The 19,321-nt window shown below is 70.0% G+C and carries 8 protein-coding genes; 5 read left to right on the top strand and 3 right to left on the bottom strand.

Annotated elements, in window-relative coordinates; genetic code table 11:
• Window positions 1-83 precede the first annotated feature (83 nt).
• Window positions 84-1,979 carry a PQQ-binding-like beta-propeller repeat protein gene (locus TBR22_RS20615; protein WP_239489718.1) on the top strand — a complete coding sequence of 632 codons (1,896 nt, stop codon included), beginning with the start codon at window positions 84-86 and terminating at the stop codon, window positions 1,977-1,979.
• Between the two features lie 15 nt (window positions 1,980-1,994).
• Here the strand turns inward: TBR22_RS20615 and TBR22_RS20620 are convergent, their stop codons facing one another.
• Both TBR22_RS20620 and TBR22_RS20625 read right to left on the bottom strand, forming a co-directional pair.
• Window positions 1,995-2,297 (bottom strand): helix-turn-helix transcriptional regulator, encoded by a 303-nt coding sequence (locus TBR22_RS20620; protein ID WP_239489719.1) that lies wholly within the window; start codon window positions 2,295-2,297, stop codon window positions 1,995-1,997.
• A gap of 225 nt (window positions 2,298-2,522) precedes the next feature.
• Window positions 2,523-3,740, bottom strand: coding sequence for an ROK family transcriptional regulator (locus TBR22_RS20625; RefSeq protein WP_239489720.1), 1,218 nt, complete (start codon window positions 3,738-3,740; stop codon window positions 2,523-2,525).
• A 34-nt stretch (window positions 3,741-3,774) separates the two neighbouring features.
• Between TBR22_RS20625 and TBR22_RS20630 the strand changes: the two genes are divergently transcribed.
• The 4 genes from TBR22_RS20630 (at window position 3,775) to TBR22_RS20645 (ending at window position 15,725) form a co-directional block, all read left to right on the top strand.
• The gene (locus TBR22_RS20630) at window positions 3,775-5,979 is read left to right on the top strand and encodes an FG-GAP-like repeat-containing protein (RefSeq protein WP_239489721.1); all 2,205 of its coding nucleotides are present in this window, start codon (window positions 3,775-3,777) and stop codon (window positions 5,977-5,979) included.
• Window positions 5,976-9,770 carry an FG-GAP-like repeat-containing protein gene (locus TBR22_RS20635; RefSeq protein ID WP_239489722.1) on the top strand — a complete coding sequence of 1,265 codons (3,795 nt, stop codon included), beginning with the start codon at window positions 5,976-5,978 and terminating at the stop codon, window positions 9,768-9,770. Before TBR22_RS20630 ends, TBR22_RS20635 begins: the two co-directional genes overlap by 4 nt.
• A gap of 130 nt (window positions 9,771-9,900) precedes the next feature.
• Window positions 9,901-13,515, top strand: coding sequence for a carboxypeptidase regulatory-like domain-containing protein (locus tag TBR22_RS20640; RefSeq protein WP_239489723.1), 3,615 nt, complete (start codon window positions 9,901-9,903; stop codon window positions 13,513-13,515).
• 182 nt (window positions 13,516-13,697) lie between these two features.
• On the top strand, window positions 13,698-15,725 hold the full coding sequence (locus TBR22_RS20645; protein ID WP_239489724.1) for a CehA/McbA family metallohydrolase: 2,028 nt from the start codon (window positions 13,698-13,700) through the stop codon (window positions 15,723-15,725).
• Between the two features lie 302 nt (window positions 15,726-16,027).
• On the opposite strand, the gene TBR22_RS20650 is transcribed toward TBR22_RS20645, so the two are convergent.
• On the bottom strand, window positions 16,028-19,315 hold the full coding sequence (locus TBR22_RS20650; protein ID WP_239489725.1) for a carboxypeptidase regulatory-like domain-containing protein: 3,288 nt from the start codon (window positions 19,313-19,315) through the stop codon (window positions 16,028-16,030).
• Window positions 19,316-19,321 lie beyond the last annotated feature (6 nt).

The following is a 19,321-nucleotide window of genomic DNA, read 5'->3' on the forward strand; positions in this document are numbered from 1 at the left end:
CGATCCCCCGGTCCGCGATCCCCGATCCCCGATCCGCAGGTACTATCCCCCTCGGGCGACAGCCGCCCCGGGAGAACGCGTCGATGCACGGTCGGACAGTGAAGGGGCGGACGGTACGAGGACTCGGGATGGGCCTGGCGCTGGCAACGGCAGCGGGGCTCGCGGTGGTGCACGGAGCGAAGCAGGCGCCCCGCGAGTGGCGCGATTACGCCGGCGGCCCCGACAGTTCACGGTTCGTCGCAGCCACGCAGATCGACAAGACCAACGTGACGCAGTTGAAGGTCGCCTGGACGTTTGCCGAGGGCGACACGGACTTCAACCCGCTGGTGGTTCGCGACGTGGTCTACACGCGGGCCCGCGGCGGGACGATCGTGGCGCTCGACGCCGCGACGGGCACCCTCAAGTGGCGGTCGCCCGAGATCAAGGGGTTCGCGATTCGCGGCCTGAACTACTGGGAGAGCGGCGACGGCAAACAACGCCGCCTCTTCTTCTCCGCGCTGAACCAGCTGCAGGCGGTCGATGCGGCCACCGGGCAACTGGTCACGACGTTCGGCAAGGACGGCAAGGTGGACCTGCGCGAGGGCCTCGACCGCGATCCGGCGACGGTCCAGCAGCAGAGCCGATTGCCCGGGCGCGTCTTCGGCAACCTGATCATCGTCGGCTCGGCGACCAACACCGAGTACACCTCGGCCCCCGGCGACGTGCGTGCCTTCGACGTCCGCACCGGCGCGCTCGTGTGGAGCTTCCGGACGATCCCGCGCACCGGCGAGTTCGGCGCCGACACGTGGCCCGAGAACGCGCGCGCCACGGTGGGCGGCGCCAACAACTGGGGCGAGCTCTCGATCGACGAGGCCCGCGGCATCGTGTACGTGCCGACCGGCAGCGGCAAGTTCAACTTCTTCGGCGGCTATCGCCGCGGCGACAACCTGTTCTCCGACAGCCTCGTCGCCCTCGACGCCCGCACCGGCAAGCGCCTCTGGCACTTCCAGACGGTGCACCACGACATCTGGGACCTCGACAACAACTCCGCGCCGCAGCTGACGACCATCACGCACGACGGCAAGCGCGTCGACATCGTCGCGATGGCCAGCAAGACCGGCTACCTCTACGTGTTCGACCGTGTCACCGGCGCGCCGATCTGGCCCATCGTGGAGCGCCCCGTCCCGACCAAGACGACGGTGCCGGGGCAGTACCTCTCGCCGACCCAGCCCTTCCCCACCAAGCCGGAGCCGTTCTCGCGCCAGTCGTTCACGGTGGACGACCTCAACCCGTACATCCTCACGCCCGAAGAACGCGAGGCGTTCCGCCAGCGCATCCTCAAGGCCCGCAACGAGGGGCCGTTCACCCCGATCGGCTTCGAGGAAGTCGTGCACATGCCAGGCAACCAGGGCGGGTCGAACTGGGGCAGCACGGCGGGGCACCCGACCGACGGCCGGGTGTACGTGATCGGCTTCAACGTGCCGACGATCATCCGGCTGCTCAAGCCCGGCGAGGTGCGCCCGGCGCGCGCCAACAACGCCGAGGAGATCGTCAAGGAGGGCTACCCGACCACCGACGGGTTCGGGTTGTACCCGACGATCGTCAAGCCGCCGTACACCACGCTGACGGCGTATGACCTCAACACCGGCGCCATCGCCTGGCAGAAGGGACTGGGCGACGACCTGCGCCTGCTGCCTCTCGGCATCACTGGCACCGGCTCTGCCGCCACGGTCAAGGGTGGGCTGATCGTGACCGGGTCGGGGCTGGTGTTCGCCACGGCTGCCGACCGCAAGGTCCACGTGTACGACAGCGCCGACGGCAAGGAGCTGGCCACCTTCCCGCTCGGAGGACCGACCAGCGGCGGGCCGTCGATGTACGAACACGGTGGGCGGCAGTACCTGCTGGTGACGGCATCGGCGACTCAGCCGACCGGCCCCGGCGCGGTGCCGACGCCCCATACGGGTCCCACCGGCCTGGTGGCCTGGGCGTTGCCCCGGTGACCGACGGGGAGCCGGTCAGGCTTCCGGCTTCATGAGGATTTTCCCGGTCGCGTGCAGCACCGCGAGGTGCACGCGGCCGGACACGCCGACCCGATCGTAGATGCGGGCCAGGCTGTTGCTGACCGTCCGGGGACTGATGCCGAGCTCGTCAGCAATCTGCTGATCCGTGCGCCCGCGTGCGACGCGGGAAACGATCTCGTATTGCCGTTGGGTAAGTCTGTACACACACAAGATGTCGCGCGCCCTTCGATCCGCAGAGCGTAGCAACGGCGTCACCTGTCTGTCGTGAGTAGGGTTGCTCACCAGGGCGCCGATCACACCTGCGCGGCCCGCGCGTGCCCACCCGCGGGACGCGCGTCGATGGCGCTCACGATTGGAGGGACCGGCATCTGACACCGGCGGCGTGAGCGCGCGTTGTTGTCACCCGTTCTATCGGCCCGGGTGCGGCCGTTCTGAAGACCTGCCCCGGCAGTACCCGCCGAGCCGGGGCGGACTCGACCTTCCTCGACCTCGGCGTCGGTTGCCGACGCCCTGTTCGGTTCCCTACGCGACCACGGGCGCGGCAAAGGCCGGTGAGGTGACCAGCGCCGCCGCGCCGCGCAGTCGGGGCTGATCGCCGAGCGGCACGATGGCGATCTCGATCTCGGCGTCGTCGGGCGTCAGCGCGAGCTCACGCAGCACGCGCCGGACACCTGGCTCGACAAGTTCCCAGCCCTCCGTGATCTCGCCGCTCATGTAGATGCAGCTCGGCTGGACCGCCTTGATGACCATCGCCAGGCCGCGTCCCAGGTACTCGCCCGTCTCGTCGAGCACCTGGCAGGCACGGGCCTCGCCGGCCCGCGCCCGCTCGACGATCGTCGGTACGGTGAGCGCCGGCTTGCTGCACGCCGGCCACGACAGGCTCGTGCCGAGGTAGCGTGCCACCGTGGCGCGCACCGAGGCATAGGCCTCCCAGCAGCCACGCGAGCCGCAGGCGCACACCGGACCATCGATGTCGATGGGGACGTGACCGAACTCGCCGGCGCCGTTGCGGGCACCCCGCACCAGTTGGCCGTCGAGGGCGATGCCCACGCCGACGCCGTCGGAGGCGTTGACGAAGACCAGCGGACCTTCCGGGAGCGGCGTGTCACGCACCTCCCAGAGCTGCGCGAGCGCGCAGGCCTTGGTGGAGTTCTCGACGACGACGGCGTGGCCGGTGGCGGCCTCGAGCGGCGCACGCAGGTCGACGTCCTGCCAGCCGAGCGTCGGGGCACGCAGCAGGCGGCCGCGCTCGGTGTCGACCAGGCCGGCCACCACGACGCCGATGCCCTGGCACTCGCCCACGCCGGGATGAGCCAGCAGCGCCACGATGCGCTGCGCGAGGTGCTGCAGCAGCTCGCCCGCGTCTTCGGTGGTCTGGAACTCCTCGATCTCCTGCAGCGGATGGCCGAGCGGATCGGTCACCTGCAGGAGCGTGCGGCTGGCGCTGATGTCGATGGCGACCGCGCAGCGGCGGCGCGTCTCGATGAAGAGGTGCTGCGGCTTGCGACCGCCCTGGCTGTCGCCCTTCGCGCCCTCGAAGATCTGGCCGGTGTCGAGCAGGTCCTGCACCAGGCGGCTGATGACGCCACGGCGCACGCCCATCAGCCGCGCCAGTTCGGCACGCGAGATCGGCTGGTTGGTCCGGACCAGGTTCAGCACGATCTGCCGGTTGATCTCGCGCGACGTTCCGCGATGAGCGATGCGGAAGTCCGTCGGGCTGATCTGGCGCATCGGAGACATGCGACGACGAGATTATGGTCCAGAATGGGCCACGGTGACAGTCGTGGACATCCCGCCTCGGTCGAGGCGCGGCCCCGGCGGGCTGCGCGCAGTGCTCCTGGGCGCGTTGTGCGCCGCCCTCTGCGCGCAGGCCGACGCGCGTGGCCCCGTCGTCGCGCCGCTGCAGTCGCCCGCGGGTCAGGCGCCCGACACGCGGCACGCACGCCTGCTCGGCGAGGCCGACGCGATCGTCGCCGGCCTCGACGCGCCCACCTCCGGGGTGTCCGCGCTGGACCGCCTCGCCTCGGCGCTCGGCTCGCTCGGTTCGGATCTCCGCGGCACTACGCTGCACGCCGACGTGGTCGCCGACCTCGATCGCGCCGTCGCCGCCCTGCGGGCGATCGTCGCAGCCCCCGGCCCCGACCTGCCGGCGCAGCGTCGTGCCACCGGCGTCGACGAGGCATCGCTGCGCGCGCTGCTGGCGCGGGTGCGTCGCGCCGTCGACGGCACGGTGGCGCTCGGCCTCGCCTTCCAGGGCAGCTACAGCCAGAGCAAGGTGAAGGAGCAGGCCTACGGGGGGCATGCGTCGGCCATGGGGCCCGCCCCGGCGCCGGCCGCACCGTCGGCCGACGGGCCAGCCTCCCCGGTCACCTTCGTCGAGCGGGGTCCGTTGCCCACGCGCACCTTCGACGGTGGCCCCACCAAGGATCACGTGCTCGAGTCGCCGGGCAACGGCCTGGCCCTCGTCGACGTGGACAACGACGGGTGGCTCGACATCTACCTCGTGACGGGCGCGCAGTTGACCGCGACGCGCGAGCGCGTCGCGCACCGCAATGCGCTGTACCGCAACCGCGGCGACTGGACCTTCGAGGACGTCTCGGCACGGGCCGGCGTCGATGCCGCGTCCTGGGGCAACGGCGTGTGTGCCGGCGACGTGGATGGCGACGCACGCATCGACATGTACGTCACCAACTGGGGGCCCAACCTGCTCTATCGCAACCGCGGCGACGGCACGTTCGAGGAGATCGGGGCGCGCGCCGGTGTCGCGGTCGACGGCTGGAGCACCGGGTGTGCCTTCCTCGACGCCGATGCCGACGGCGACCTGGATCTCTACGTGGCGCGGTACGTGCGCACCTCCTGGGAAGAGGTGCTGCGCGCGAGGAAGACGCTCCGCTGGCGCAACGGTCCCGCCATCATGGTGGGCCCCGCCGGCCTGCCCGGCGAGGCCGACCTCTTCTTCGAGAACCTCGGCGAGGGGCGGTTCCGCGAGGCGACGGCGGCCTTCGGCCTGGTCGACGACACGAAAGCGTACGGCTTCGGCGTCGTGCCGACCGACGTCGACGACGATGGCGACGTCGACCTGTTCGTGGCCAACGACTCGAACCCGAACTTCCTGTATCGCAACACCGGCCGCGGCACCTTCGAGAGCGCCGGCATGCTGGCCGGCGTCGGCGTCAACGCCGAGGCGCGGGCACAGGCCGGCATGGGCGTGGACGCTGGCGACGCGGATGGCGATGGCCGCATGGACCTCGTGCTCACGGCGTTCGCGCACGACCGGAACACGCTGTATCGCAACCTGGGTGACGGACTGTTCGAGGATGCGTCGCTGGCGGCCGGCCTGGCGACCTCGACGTTCACGCGCATGGGCTGGGGTGTCGCCTTCCTCGATGCCGACCTCGACGGCCGTCAGGACCTGTTCGTCGCCAACGGCCACATCTTCCCGGACGTCGCCGCCTTCCCCGACCTGGACGAGCAGTACGCGCAGAAGAACCAGCTGCTGTTGAACCGCGGCGGGATCGCCTTCAGCGACGTGTCGGCAAGTGCCGGCCCGGGCCTGCAGGTCGCCAGGGTGTCGCGCGGCATGGCCGTCGGCGACCTCGACAACGACGGCGACCCCGACGTGGTGGTGAGCAACATGGACGACACGCCGACGCTGCTCGAGAACCGTCAGGCTACCGGGCATCATTGGGTCGCGCTGCGACTCGACGCGCCCACCGGCAACCGGCTGGCGATCGGCGCAACGGTCACCGTGACGGCGGGCCCGCGGTCGTACGTGCGGGAGGTGCGGTCGGGCGGCAGCTTCATGTCGCAGGGCGACCTGCGGGTGCTGGTCGGCCTCGGGACGCACAGTGCGCCCGTTCAGGTGGACGTCCGGATGCCCGGCGGGGCGCGCTGGCGCTGGTCCGGCCTGCCGGTCGACCGGCTGCACCGGCTCACGCTCACGCCCGAGGCGCGGCTGGCGCCGGGGGCGGCGCGATGAGACCACGTCACCTCGCGCTGGCCCTCGCGCTTGCCATCGCCCCGGTCGCCGCGCAACAGGGCCCGGCCGTCTACCAGCCGGCCCTGACGACACCGGAATCGCTCGTGCCATTCCTCGAGCACCTCGAGGCCGGCAAGGATGCGTTCCCGCTCGAACGCGACGCCGAGCGGATCGAGGCGCGGCTTGCGCAGCTTGGCCAATGGCTGCGCGCGCCGGCCGGCCGCGCCACGCCGCCACCGGGCCTGTTCGCGCCGGAGTTCCGCGGCGGGCGGCTCCGCCCCGACGCCGACGCCACGCCCTCCGACGCCGAGCCGCTCGCCATCCATCGCGCGACGGTGGATGCCACGCCGCGGCAGGACGCGACGGCGACCCTGGCCGACCTGCGCAGCCTCGTCGGCGGCGCCACGCGCGTCACGGTCGCGGAGTTCATCGTGACGGCCATCGCGCCCGTCGAGGGCGGCTCCGACCTCCGCGCCGACGTCCGCTTCGAGATCGTGACCGAGGCCGCCGGCGGCGCGCGTCGGGCCCACGTGGGCACCTGGCGGATGTTGTGGCGACGGCAGGCGGCGGGGAACGCGGATCGGGGATCGCGGATCGCGAGCCCAACGGGTGCCACGGCCGGCGATGACGCGTCGCAGCTGGTGCAGTGGGTGGCGACCGCGCACACGGTGACGCGCAGCGCGCGGCCGCTGTTTGCCGACGTCACGACCCACGCCATCGACCAGGCCTCGGCGGCGGCGCGGCAGTTCGCCGTGCCGCTCGACACGTGGATGTCGCGCCTCGACTCGGTGCTGACGCGCGACTCCAACGGGCACCACGGCGTGTCGGTCGGCGACGCCGACGGCGACGGCTTCGAGGACCTGTACGTCGCGCAGCCGTCGGGATTGCCCAACCGGCTGCTGCGCAACAAGGGCGACGGCACCTTCGAGGACGTCACCGACGCGTCCGGCGCGGGGCTGCTCGACGACACCGCGCAGTCGCTCTTCGCCGACGTCGACAGCGACGGCGACCAGGACCTCGTGCTCGCGACGAGCCTGCGACCGCTGCTGCTGCGCAACGAGGGTCGGGGCCGGTTCGTGGTGGTCGACGGCGCGTTCACCTTCGCGTCGCCGCTGCAGGGCGTGCTGACCGGCGTGACGATGGCCGACTACGACCGCGACGGCCACCTCGACGCGTACCTGTGCGTCTACTCGTACTTCTTCGGAGCCGGCGAGGACAAGGCCGGCACGCCGATGCCGTACCACGATGCGCGCAACGGCCCGCCCGGCGTGTTGTTCCGCAACGACGGCACCGGCCGCTTCGTCGACGCCACGGCGGAGGCGGGGCTCGACGTCGGCAACGACCGCTACCACTTCGCCGGCGCGTGGGCCGACTTCGACGAGGACGGCTGGCCCGACCTGCTGGTGGCCAACGACTTCGGCACCAAGAACCTCTATCGCAACCTCGGGCGACAGGGCGGCCGCGTGCGGTTCGAGGACGTGGCGGCGCGCGCCGGCGTGCTCGACCACGGCGCCGGCATGAGCGCCGCCTTCCTCGACTACGACAACGACGGGCGCCTCGACATCTACACCGGCAACATGTGGGCCGCCCCCGGGCAACGCGTGACGGCGGCGCCGACCTTCATGCCCGACGCGCCGGCCGACGTGCGCGAGGCCTATCGGCGCCACGCCCGCGGCAACGGGCTGTTCCGCAATCGCGGCGACGGCACCTTCGACGATCGATCCGTCGAGGCCGGCGTCACCATGGGCCGCTGGGCCTGGGCCTCCGACGCGCTCGACGTGGACGGCGACGGCTGGCAGGACCTCTACGTCGCCAACGGCATGCTGTCGCGCGGCGATGGTGACCGCGATCTCGAGAGCTACTTCTGGCGCCAGGTCGTGGCCCGCTCGCCGCTCACGCGCATCACCGGCGCGCCGTACGACGACGCGTGGCGGGCGATCAACATGCGCCTGGTGCACGGGTCGATCGCGAGCCGGCAACGCAACGTGCTCTACCGCAACGACCGCGCCGGGAGGTTCGACGACGTGTCCGGCGTGACCGGCCTCGACCTCGACCAGGACGGCCGATCGTTTGCCAGCCTCGATCTCGATCGCGACGGGGATCCCGACCTGGCGATCATGGCGGCCCGGCAGGCGCCGCACCTGCGGATCGTCCGCAACGATCACCCGGCGCGTCCGGCCATCGCCCTGCGACTGGTGGGCACCAGGAGCAACCGCGACGCAATCGGCGCGCGGGTGGACGTCGAGGCCGACGCGGTGCACGTGACCCGCCTCGTGCAGGCGGGGTCCGGCTTCCTGTCGCAGCACTCGCGCGAGGTGCTGGTCGGGCTCGGCGCGAGCCGTGCCATCAGGAAGGTCGTCGTCACGTGGCCGTCGGGCCTGCGGCAGGAGTTCACCGACGTCGCGATCGACGCGCGGTATCGCCTGGTGGAAGGCGGAGCCCTCGAATCCACGCCGATGACGCGCGGCGCGAGCATGGCGCCACCGTCGCCCGTGAGTGCCGCGCCAGCCGCGCCACCCACGACCACGTGGTTCTACCGCCCGGTGCCCGCGCCTGCCTTCACGGCAACCGATCTGACCGGCACGACGCGATCGCTCGCCGCCCTGCAGGGGCGTCCGGCGCTGCTCGTGCTCTGGCGGGCCGATGCAGCCGCGTCGGTGCGCGCGGTCGCGGAGGTGGCGAGCGCGCAGCGCCGCCTCGAGGCGGGAGGCATCACGGCGATCGCCATCGCGCTCGATCCGCCCGACGCGGGGGCCCGTGTGCGTGCCGCGGCCCCTGCCGGCCTGCCGGTCGTCCATGCGTCGCGCGAGCTGGCGTACACGTGGGCGATCACGTGGCGGCATCTGTTCATGAACCGGCCACCGGTGCCGCTGCCGGCAGCGCTGCTGCTCGACGGGTCCGGCGCCATCGTGCGCGCGTGGCGCGACACGATCGACGCCGACGCGGTGCTGCGGGACGCCGCCGCGATCGAGGCGCCCGACGAGGCGCGGCTGGCGCGGGCGCTGCCCTTCGGCGGCACGTTCCATGCGAAGGTGCCGATGCGCAACTGGCTGCCCTACGGCAGCGCGTTGCTCGACGAAGGCCTCGAGACGGAGGCCATCGCGGCCTTCGAGCGGGCGTCCCAATCGAGTCCGAGCGCGTCGATCCTGTATCGCCTCGGGACGCTGCTGGCCAGGCATGGGCAGCGGGCCCGGGCGCGGCAGGCGTTCGAGTCGGCGTTGGCGCTCGACCCGAAGCTGGCCGAAGCCCACAACGATCTGGGAACGCTGCTGGCGCAGGACGGCGACCTCCCTGCCGCGGTGGCGCGATTCAAGCAGGCCCTCGCCGCGACACCCGACTACCCGGACGCGCTGAACAACCTCGGGTACGCGTTGCTGCTCGGCGGCCAACCGGAGCAGGCCCGGGCGCTGTACGAGCGGGCGCTGCAGTTGCAACCCGACTTCCCCGAGGCGCTCAACAACCTCGGGTTGATCGCCGGGCGTGCCGGCGACCTGGTCACGGCCGAACGGCGCTTTCGCGAGGCGCTCGCGCGACGGCCGGCGTACGGCGAGGCGGCCAACAACCTGGCGCTGGCGCTCGTCGCGCAGGGGCGGGCGGCCGATGCGGTGACGCTGCTCGAGGATCTGGTCGCACGGGTGCCTGCCTTCGAGGACGCCTGGGTCACCCTCGCCAAGTTGCACCTCTCGGCCGGGCGCACCGCCGAGGGCCTGGCGGCGGTGCAGCGCCTGCTGCAGCGCAACCCCACGCACCCGGTGGGCGTGGCCCTGCTGCGCGAGTACGGACCGCGCTGACAGGACACTTCGGCACGCCCGCAAACAGTGGCTTGACAACTGCCATCCAACGTCGATATCGTCGGCGCGCTTCGTCTCACTGTGAGTCAAACCGGCATCGCCATTTGCGTGCGCGATGCGAGGAGGAACCATGTCCTTCCACCGAAGGCTCCAAGGCCTCGTGCGCGTTGCGCTCGCGGGTCTCCTGGTGCTGGCGGGAGCGACGGGCACTCGGGCCCAGACCACGAGCGCCTCCGTCACCGGCAGCGTCAGCGACCAGCAAGGCGGCATGCTCCCGGGCGTCACCGTCACTCTCACCAGCAGGACCCAGGGCAACGCCCTGACCGCCGTCACCGACGAGAATGGCCGCTTCACCTTCGCCATCGTCCGTCCCGACACCTACACGCTCAGCGCCGCGCTTCAGGGGTTCAAGACCCTCGAGCAGACCAACTTCGTCGTCAACGCCAACGACCGCATCACGGTCCCGACGATGGGGCTCGAGGTCGGGCAGATGTCGGAGGAAGTCACCGTTTCCAGTCGCGTGAGCGAGTTGCAGACGACCAACGGCGAGCGCTCGTTCGCGCTCGAGAACAAGGCGCTCACCAGCATCGCCAACAACGGCCGTCAGTTGTTCAACTTCGCCAGGCTCGTGCCGGGCGCGTTGCCCCAGGGCACGTCAGGCACGGAAGTCGGCTCGGTCAGCGGCTTCACCGTCAACGGCATGCGCCCGAACTCGAACAACATGACCATCGACGGTGTCGCCAACATCGACACCGGCGACAACGGCGGCAACATGGCGACCACCAACATCGACTCGGTCGCCGAGTTCAAGGTGCTCACCAACTCGTACGCCGCCGAGTACGGCCGCGCCACCGGCGCCCAGGTCCAGGTGGTCACCAAGAGCGGGTCGCGAGAATTCCACGGGTCGGGCTACTGGTATGGCCGCCGCTCCGACTGGAATGCCAACTCGTGGACCAACAAGCGCGTCACTCCCGAGATTCCCAAGGTCAAGGCCAATCGTAACGACGGCGGCTACACCATCGGCGGCCCGGTGTTCTTCCCCGGCTTCAACGAGGAGAAGAAGAAGCTGTTCTTCTTCTTCAGCCAGGAGTACCAGCGCCGCACCGACCCGCTCGCCAGCGCGCGCGAGACCCGCGTGCCGACGGCCCTCGAACGTCAGGGCGATTTCTCGCAGAGCGTGGACGCCAGCGGCAACCGCTTCAACCTGATCCGGGACTACACCACAGGGCTGCCCTGCACTGCCGCCGACACGCGTGGCTGCTTCCAGGACGGCGGCGTGCTCGGGAAGATTCCAGCCAATCGCCTGTATCAGCCCGGCCTGGCGATTCTGAACATCTACCCCGACCCCAACGCTTCAGGCCTCGGCGCCGGCATGAACTTCACCAGCCAGGACGCCACCAGCTCGCCGCGGCGTGAAGACCTGTTGCGGATGGATTACCAGATCACCGACAAGTGGCGCGTGACCGGCCGCTACATGAACACCAACTTCACCCCGCTCCAGGCCTACGGTACGACCTGGGCTGGCAACGGCAGCGACCAGCTGCCGCTTCCGGTGCAGCACAGCCTGCCGGGCAAGAACTACATGCTGTCGACGACGATGGTCCTCAACAACTCGACATCCCTCGAAGCCAGCTGGGGTCGGGCTGCCAACTCGTTGAACTACGACATGAAGCTGGACAAGCTGTACCGCGCCAATTCCGGTACCGCCGGCCTGCCCTACCTGTTCCCGGATGCGGTGCAGGGTGACTACGTGCCGTGGTTCCAGTTCCGTGGCGGCCGCACCGCCAACGCCGGCCAGTACCAGACCGACCGCGGGCCGTTCACCAACGAGAACATCACCCACGACGTCATCGCCAACATCACGAAGGTGTGGGGCTCGCACAACTCCAAGGCCGGCGTCTACTACCAGAACAGCTACAAGCCGCAGAGCATCTTCGCGAGCTTCAACGGCGCCATCAACTTCGCCGACGACGCCAACAACCCGTTCGACACCGGTTACGGGTATGCCAATGCCGCGACCGGCGTCTTCAACACCTACACGCAGGCCAACAAGTTCGCCATCCCGGAGTGGCGGTACACGAACTTCGAGTACTACGTGCAGGACAACTGGCGCGCCGGCAGGAAGTTCACGCTCGACTACGGCGTGCGCTTCTACCACTTGTCGCCGCAGTGGGACCACACCGAACAGGCCTCCAACTTCCTGCCCGACCAGTTCAACGCGTCGCAGGCGGCGCGGCTGTTCCGTCCGGTCTGTCTCAATGCCTATCCGTGCTCGGGCGCCGATCGCCGCGGCATGGATCCGCGCCTCATCGCCCAGGGTGTCGCCCCGACGGCCGCCAACACGGTCGAGGGCCGCTTCATCGGCCGGCTGACGCCTGATTCCAACCGCTTCAACGGCGCCTTCCAGGCCGGCCAGGGCATCAACCCCGAGCTGCAGGACGGCACGGCGTTCCAGATCTCGCCGCGCGTCGGCTTCGTCTACGACCTGACGGGCGAAGCGGTGACGATTCTGCGCGGCGGCTGGGGCATCTTCTACGACCGGCCGCAGGGCAACATGGTGTTCGACATGATTGCCAACGCCCCGGGCGTGCTGAACTCCACGGTCCAGTGGGGAACGCTGCAGAGCCTCACCTCCGGCGGCAGCGACCCGAACCCGGTGCTGGCGATGAACCCGACGGTCTACGGATTCAACCCGCCGAAGACGACGCAGTGGAACATCGGCATGCAGCGCAAGCTGTTCAAGAACTTCATGTTCGACCTGGCGTACGTCGGCAACACGTCGGACAACCTGCTGCGCCAGCAGCAGATCAACGCCCTGCCGTTCGGCGCGACCTTCCAGGCGGCCAACCAGGATCCGACGCGCGCCCCGAGCGCGACGCCGGGGGCGACGGCCCTGCCGGCCGACCTGCTGCGGCCCTACCCGGGCTACGGCAACATCCGGATGTGGGACTACACCGGCTACGGCAACTACCACTCGCTGCAGACCGGCATCAACCGTCGCTACGACAACGGGTTCATGTTCTCGTTCTTCTACGTCTGGTCGAAGGCCCTGGCCATCAACAGCACCGATGGCTCGGCCGGCGTGCCGAACCTGAGCGAAGCGGAGACCCGTCGTCTCGACTACTCGCTGACCGACTACGATCGCCCGCACAACTTCTCCACCAACTTCGTCTATCAGACGCCGGAACTGAGCCAGTCCAAGCTGCTGGGCCTGTTCACCAACAACTGGCAGATTTCGGGTGTCTACTTCTGGACGAGCGGGCGTCCGTACGGCGTCGGCTTCAACATCCCCGGCATCGGCGCCACCAACCTGACCGGCACCGACACCCCGAACGCACGCATCGTGCTGACCTGCGACCCGGGCAACGGCTGGAGCGACGACCCGTATCGTCAGTTCAACACCGCGTGCTTCGCGCCGCCGAAGCCCGGCAGCGACGGCGCCGAGTCGGCACGCTTCTTCGTGCGCGCGCCGCCAATCAACAACCTCGACCTCTCGCTCTCGAAGACGTTCGCGCTGCCGAGGAACATGCGGTTCGAGCTCCGCGTCGACATGTTCAACGCCCTGAACCACACGCAGTTCACCGGCGTCAACGCGACGGCGAACTTCGCGAGCCTGACCGACCCGACCATCACCAACCTGCCGTACGACAACAACGGCAACCTGGTACGGCCGCAGGGCTTCGGCGCCATCAACGGGGTCGCGCCGGCCCGCAACCTGCAGGTGATGACGCGCTTCACCTTCTAGTCAGCCTCCGGGCGCAAGGCGCCCTGGGCTGACAACGTTCACGGCCGAGCCCGGCCCTCCACCTGGGGGGCCGGGCTCGTTTCGTTCCGGCAGCCATGTTCCGGAGCCTGAAATGCCGAATGCTGAACCCGAGGCCGAAGGGCGAATGACGAAGGCCGGAGGACGCAGGTAGACTCGGCGCCGTGCCCACCCGTCTCCGCGTCCTGCCGCGCCTCGGTGCGGCTGCGCCCCTGTTGGCCGTGTCTGCCGCGCTTGCGGCGTCGCAGCCGCCGGGCACCGCGGTCGGGCCACCGGCCACCGGACAGGACCTGTTGGCGCAGCCCACGCACCTGGGCATCGCCGGGCGGCCCGAGTGGGACTGGTTCAGGGGACGGACGCCGGTCGGCGAGTCCCTCACGCTGACCTTCGATTCGCGCCCGAACTCCGGCGAGTACACGCTGATCGTGCGCCAGCAGGACGTCAAGGAAGGGTGGGCCGTCGAGCTGAACGGCCGACCGCTGGGCACGCTGGTGCGCATGGAGGCCAGCCTCGTGCATGCGCTCCCGGTGCCGGCCGGCGCGCTGCGCGAGGGCGCCAACACGCTGCGCATCGCCTGCCGCACGCCCGGCGACGACATCCTCCTGCACGACGTCCGCCTCGAGCCCGTGCCGCAGGAGACGCTTCTCACCGCCGCGTCGCTCCGCGTCCGCGTCCTCGGCGACGACGGGGAGCCGCTGCCGGCGCGGGTGACGGTGGTGGACGAGTCCGGATCGCTGGCCGCGCTGCGGCCGCTGCCCGGACCGCGGCAGGCAGTGCGACCGGGCGTCGCATACGTCGCCACCGATCCGGCGATCGTCGGCCTGCGACCCGGCACCTACCAGATCAGCGCGACGCGCGGACCCGAGTACGGGCGGCACCGGGCGACCGTCACCCTCCGCGCCGGTGACGCGCGGGAACTGGACCTGCGCCTGTCGAGGGAGGTGCGCACCGACGGCTGGGTCGCCGCCGACACGCACATCCACACCCTCGAGGTGAGCGGCCACGGCGACGCCTCGCTGGCCGAGCGGGCGCTCACGCTGGCCGGTGAGGGCGTGGAACTGGCCATCGCCACCGAGCACGACGTGCAGGCCGACTATGCCCCCACCCTGCACGCGACGGGCGCGTCGGGATCGGTGACGCCCGTGGTCGGCACGGAAGTGACCACCAAGACCGGGCACTTCAACGTGTTCCCCGCCATCGCCGGCCACAGGGGCGTGGAAGGCCCCGTCACCGTGCTGAACCACCCGCACGACACGCACGCGGGCTTCACGCCGTTCGACGGAAGCCACTTCAACGCCGCGACCGGCGCGAGCCGCGACCTGCCGCGCGCCTTCACCGCGATGGAGGTGGTCAACTCGGGCGCGATGCGGTCGGACTGGATGGAGCCCGTCCGCAGCTGGTTCGCGCTGCTCAATCGCGGCCTGCGCATCACCCCCATCGGCGCCAGCGACTCCCACGATGTGAGTCGCTTCATCGTCGGTCAGGGGCGCACCTACGTGCGCGCGCCGGACGGGGACGCCAGACGCATCGCGGTATCGACCGCGGTGGAGAGCCTTCGAGCGGGGCGCGTGATGGTGAGCCTGGGGCTGTTCGCGGAGGCGCGGATCGGTACGGCCGGCCCCGGCGACCTCGTCGATGCGCGCGCCGCCACGGTGGTGGAGGGGACGGTGTCGGGCGCCACGTGGGTGCGCGCCGACCGCGTGACGCTGTTCGTGAACGGCGTCGAGGCAGCCCACGCGCCCATCGGCGGCGTCCTCGCCGGGCGGGTGCGCAAGGCCGACGTTCGCTGGCCACTGCCGTCACGGCGGCACGACTACCACGTGGTGGTGATCGCGCGCGGGCCGGGCGTCACCGATCCATCCTGGGCGATCCCGACGCCCTACCAGCCCACCGCACCGACGTGGAGCCCGGTGGTGTTCGCCCTGACGGCGCCGATCTACGTCGACGCCGATGGCGACGGCGTGTTCTCGTCGGCCCGCGACTACGCGGGCCGGCTCGTCGAGGCCCACGGTGCATCGCTGCCGGCGCTCTTCAGGGCGCTCGCCAGCCACGATGCCGTGGTGTCCTCGCATGCCGCGGAACTGCTCGAAGCGCGCGGCGTGGACCTCGCGGGTGAGGACGTGCGGCGTGCGCTGAGGGTCGCGGCCGTGCCGGTGCGAGCCGGTGTGGCGGCGTACCTCGCGGCGAAGTGAATCGGGGCGGCCTGCGTCGTTGGGCCGTCGGCCTTCGTGAGCGTCGCCCAAGGGCGACGCCTACACCTGCACCTGCCCCGCCCCCCCTTCACCTGCCCTTCTGCCCTTCTACCTTCTACCTCCGCCTTCCGCCTTCCGCCTTCTACCTTCCACCTTCTGCCTTCTGCCCTGAGCCCTGAGCCCTGAGTCCTGAGCCCTGCGCCTTGCGCCGTGAGCCGTGATCATCCGCGGCATCACCAGTGCCCACGAAAAAAGCCCGGCCCTCACGTGGAGAGCCGGGCTCTTCTGGCCGAGCGAGCAGTCTAGAAGGCGAACCGCAGGCCGAGCTGCACGGTGCGCGGCGCGTCGTACGAGCCGGCGCCCACCCACTGCATGAACGTCGGGCTGTTGATGTTCGTGTCCGGGTTGAGGTACCGCGTGTGGTTCAGGACGTTGGCGGCCTGGGCGCGGAACTCGAGCCGGTAGCGGCCGATCGGGATGTTCTTGAACAGCGAGAAGTCGAGGTTCCAGACGCCGGGCGCGCGGAAGGCGTTGCGACCGGAGTTGCCCCACTGCAGGCCCGTCGGGTTGCTGAGCACCGACGTGTCGATCCACTTCACGTCGCGGCTCGGATCGTTGATGTAGGAGATGTCGCCGCTCTGGTTCGCGGTGATGGCGCCGGCGCCCGGCGCGAGCAGCTGCGGGTTGTTGCCGCCGATGGTGAACGGCGTGCCCGAGAAGGCCGAGAAGATGCCGTTGATCTGCCAGTCCTTGACGATGTACGCGAGGATGTTGCTGCTGTCGCGCATGAAGGGCAGCTCGTAGACGAACGCCATCTGCAGGATGTGGGTGCGGTCGTAGCCGGCGCGCGCGTAGTTGCGCGCGTACTGGCTCGGGATGTTCCAGGTCATGCCCGTCCACCCATCGTCGTCGGTCTCGTTCATCGCCTTGCTCCAGGTGTACGCGCCCTTGAGCAGGAGGCCGTTCTTGAAGGGACGGTTCACCGCGACCTGCAGCGAGTGGTACTTGCTGGTCGTCCACGCGCCCCAGTCGAGGATGTTGGCGTTGCCGGCCTGCGTGAAGAACTGACGGCCGGCGTTGCCCGTGCCGGGCTCGGCGTAGTTCAGGTTGATGTCGGCGTACCCGCCGTTGTTCTGCGTGCCGACGTACGCGACGCTGGTCACGATGTCGAGCGGCAGGCGGCGCTCCAGCGTGACGTTCCACTGGTGCAGCGTGGCGCGGTCGACGTTGCCGGGGTTCGGCGTGCGCATGTCGACGCCGCTCGGGAGGCGGGTGCTGCCCGTGCTCAGGTCCGGCTGGGCGATGGGCGGGATGCCCTGCTCGAGCGTGCCGATGAAGTTGAAGCCCGCGGCCGTGTTGCTGTAGGCCACGGTGGCCGGGTAGAAGCCGCGCAGCGGCCGCGACCACGGCATCGGGTTGATGGTGATGCCATAGCCGGAGCGGAACACGGTGTTGTCGTCGATGCGGTACGCGAGGCCGAGGCGCGGCGCCACGTAGACCGGCTTGCCCTTGACGCCGACGTCGTTCGGGTTGCCACCACGGCCGCCGATCAGCACGTTCCACGTCGAGAAGTCGAGGCGCTCGATGCCGCGGTCGGCGCGGGTCATCGTCGGGTACATCTCGAAGCGCAGACCGCCGTTGAGGGTGAGCTTGTCGTTGACCTGCCAGCGGTCACGGACGTAGAGGCCGTGCTGCCACTCGCGCGTCGTCATCTCCTCGGCCTGCAGGCTCTTGCCGATCGAACTGGGGAGGCCGAGCAGGAAGCTGCCGTAGCTGTTGAAGCCACCGATCGGCTGGTAGCCCGGCGCGCCCGTCACGTTGCCGCCGAAGGTGAAGCCACCACGCGGGCCGATGCCGATCTCCGGCTGCCAGTGGTTCATCTCGAGCTTGTTGAAGTCGTACCCGACGCGCACTTCATGGCGTCCGGCGACCTTGGTGAGGGCCTGCGAGAACGAGTAGACCGACGTCGTGTAGAAGTAGGGATTCCACGACGAGAAGTTGCCGATCGTGCTGAGGCCCGTGTTGATCTGCGGCTGACCGGACTGGCGGATGTCGGGACCGTTGGTGCCCGGGATGCCCCACACGTCGGTGCCCCAGTTGGTGCCGTAGTCGGGCGACAGGCCCTCCTGCTCGTTGTAGGTCACGCCGAAGTTGCCGTCGAGGATGAGCGTCGGCGACAGCGTCCAGGTGTGCCCGACGACCGGCGCGTTCACCTTGGTGGGCGCCGGGGCGACCTGGTCGAAGCCGATCTGGAAGCGGTCCTGCACGTCGGCGTCGAGGTAGGAGTACTTGGCCCAGATCTGGTGCGCGCTCGAGCGGTTGAACGAGACCTTCAGGTCGTAGTTGTTGCGGTCGAACGTCGGCGCGCGGGTGATCACGTAGTCGTCGGCGATGCGGTTGCCGTTCAGGTCGCCGGCGTTGGGCAGCGGGTAGACGTCCTGGATCTTCCGGGCGATCGAGCTGATGCGGTTGGCCGGGATGACCGCGCCCGGGAAGAGCGCGCGGCCGTTGCCGCTGGCATCGCCGGTGAGCGGATCGTAGAGGCGGAAGTTCGGGTAGGCCGCCAGGATCTCGCTGAAGTCGCCGTTGCGCATCCGCGCCGTCGGCACCGAGAAGGTCTCCTGGAAGCCGCGCTCCTCGTAGAACTTCTCGTACGACCCGAAGTAGAACAGCCGGTTCTTCACGATCGGGCCGCCGAGCGTGCCGCCCCAGATCGAGTTGGTCACCTGCGGCTTGGCCAGCTTGTTGGCGTTGTTGAAGAACGTGTTGGCGTTCCAGTCGTCGCGGTTGTTGAAGAAGAACGCCGAGCCCCGCAGGTTGTTGGTGCCCGACTTGGTGACGACCGCCACGGCGGCGCCGCCGGCCATGCCCGTGTCGGCGTCGAAGTTGTTGGTCACGATGTTGACCGTGTCCACCGTCTCGGCCGAGGCCACCATGCCGGCGTGGTGCGGCAGCCAGATGTTGATGCTGGCCGCGCCGTCGATGCGGGTGCTGTTGTTGTTGCGGTTGACGCCGTTGACGTTGACGCTCAGCGACCGCTGCGGCGTCGAGCCCTGCGAGTTCTGGAACGCACCCGGCGTCGCACCGGGCACCAGGTTGATCAGCGCCTGGTAGTTCCGGAACTGGTTCAGCGGCAGGTCGGTGATCTCCTTGGGCTGCAGCTGCACGCTCACGTCCGCCTTGTCGGTCTTGAGCAGTGCCGCCTCGGTGGTCACCGTGATCGACTCGGTCAGGGCGCCGATCTCCAGTTCCGCGTTGACGCGCAGGATGTTGCCCGCGGTCAGCGGGATCGCCGTCTGCGTGAAGGTCTTGAAGCCCTGGAGCGACGCGGTGAGCTTGTAGGAGCCCGGCGCGAGGTTGCGGATGGTGTAGGCCCCTTCCGCGTCGGAGACCGCATCGACCGTGAGCCCGGTGCCCTCGTTGGTGGCGGTCACCGTCGCCCCGGGGATGGCGGCGCCCGTCTTGTCGGTGACCGAGCCCGTCAGGGTGCCATAGAGGGTTTGCGCGCCGGCCGCCGGCGCGAGGACCAGCCAGGTACAGGCCATCAAGGCCAGGGTGAGCGCGACGTGCAGCCTGCGAGCGAGCTTCAAGGGGGG

Origin of the sequence: Luteitalea sp. TBR-22 (assembly GCF_016865485.1) — a bacterium.
Taxonomy (GTDB): domain Bacteria; phylum Acidobacteriota; class Vicinamibacteria; order Vicinamibacterales; family Vicinamibacteraceae; genus Luteitalea.

What these genes read in the sequence shown, in the direction of transcription:
- TBR22_RS20640 (WP_239489723.1), top strand. Translation starts at nt 9,901, where the DNA reads ATGTCCTTCCACCGAAGGCTCCAAGGCCTCGTGCGCGTTGCGCTCGCG.
- TBR22_RS20625 (WP_239489720.1), bottom strand. Translation starts at nt 3,740, where the DNA reads ATGTCTCCGATGCGCCAGATCAGCCCGACGGACTTCCGCATCGCTCAT.
- TBR22_RS20635 (WP_239489722.1), top strand. Translation starts at nt 5,976, where the DNA reads ATGAGACCACGTCACCTCGCGCTGGCCCTCGCGCTTGCCATCGCCCCG.
- TBR22_RS20615 (WP_239489718.1), top strand. Translation starts at nt 84, where the DNA reads ATGCACGGTCGGACAGTGAAGGGGCGGACGGTACGAGGACTCGGGATG.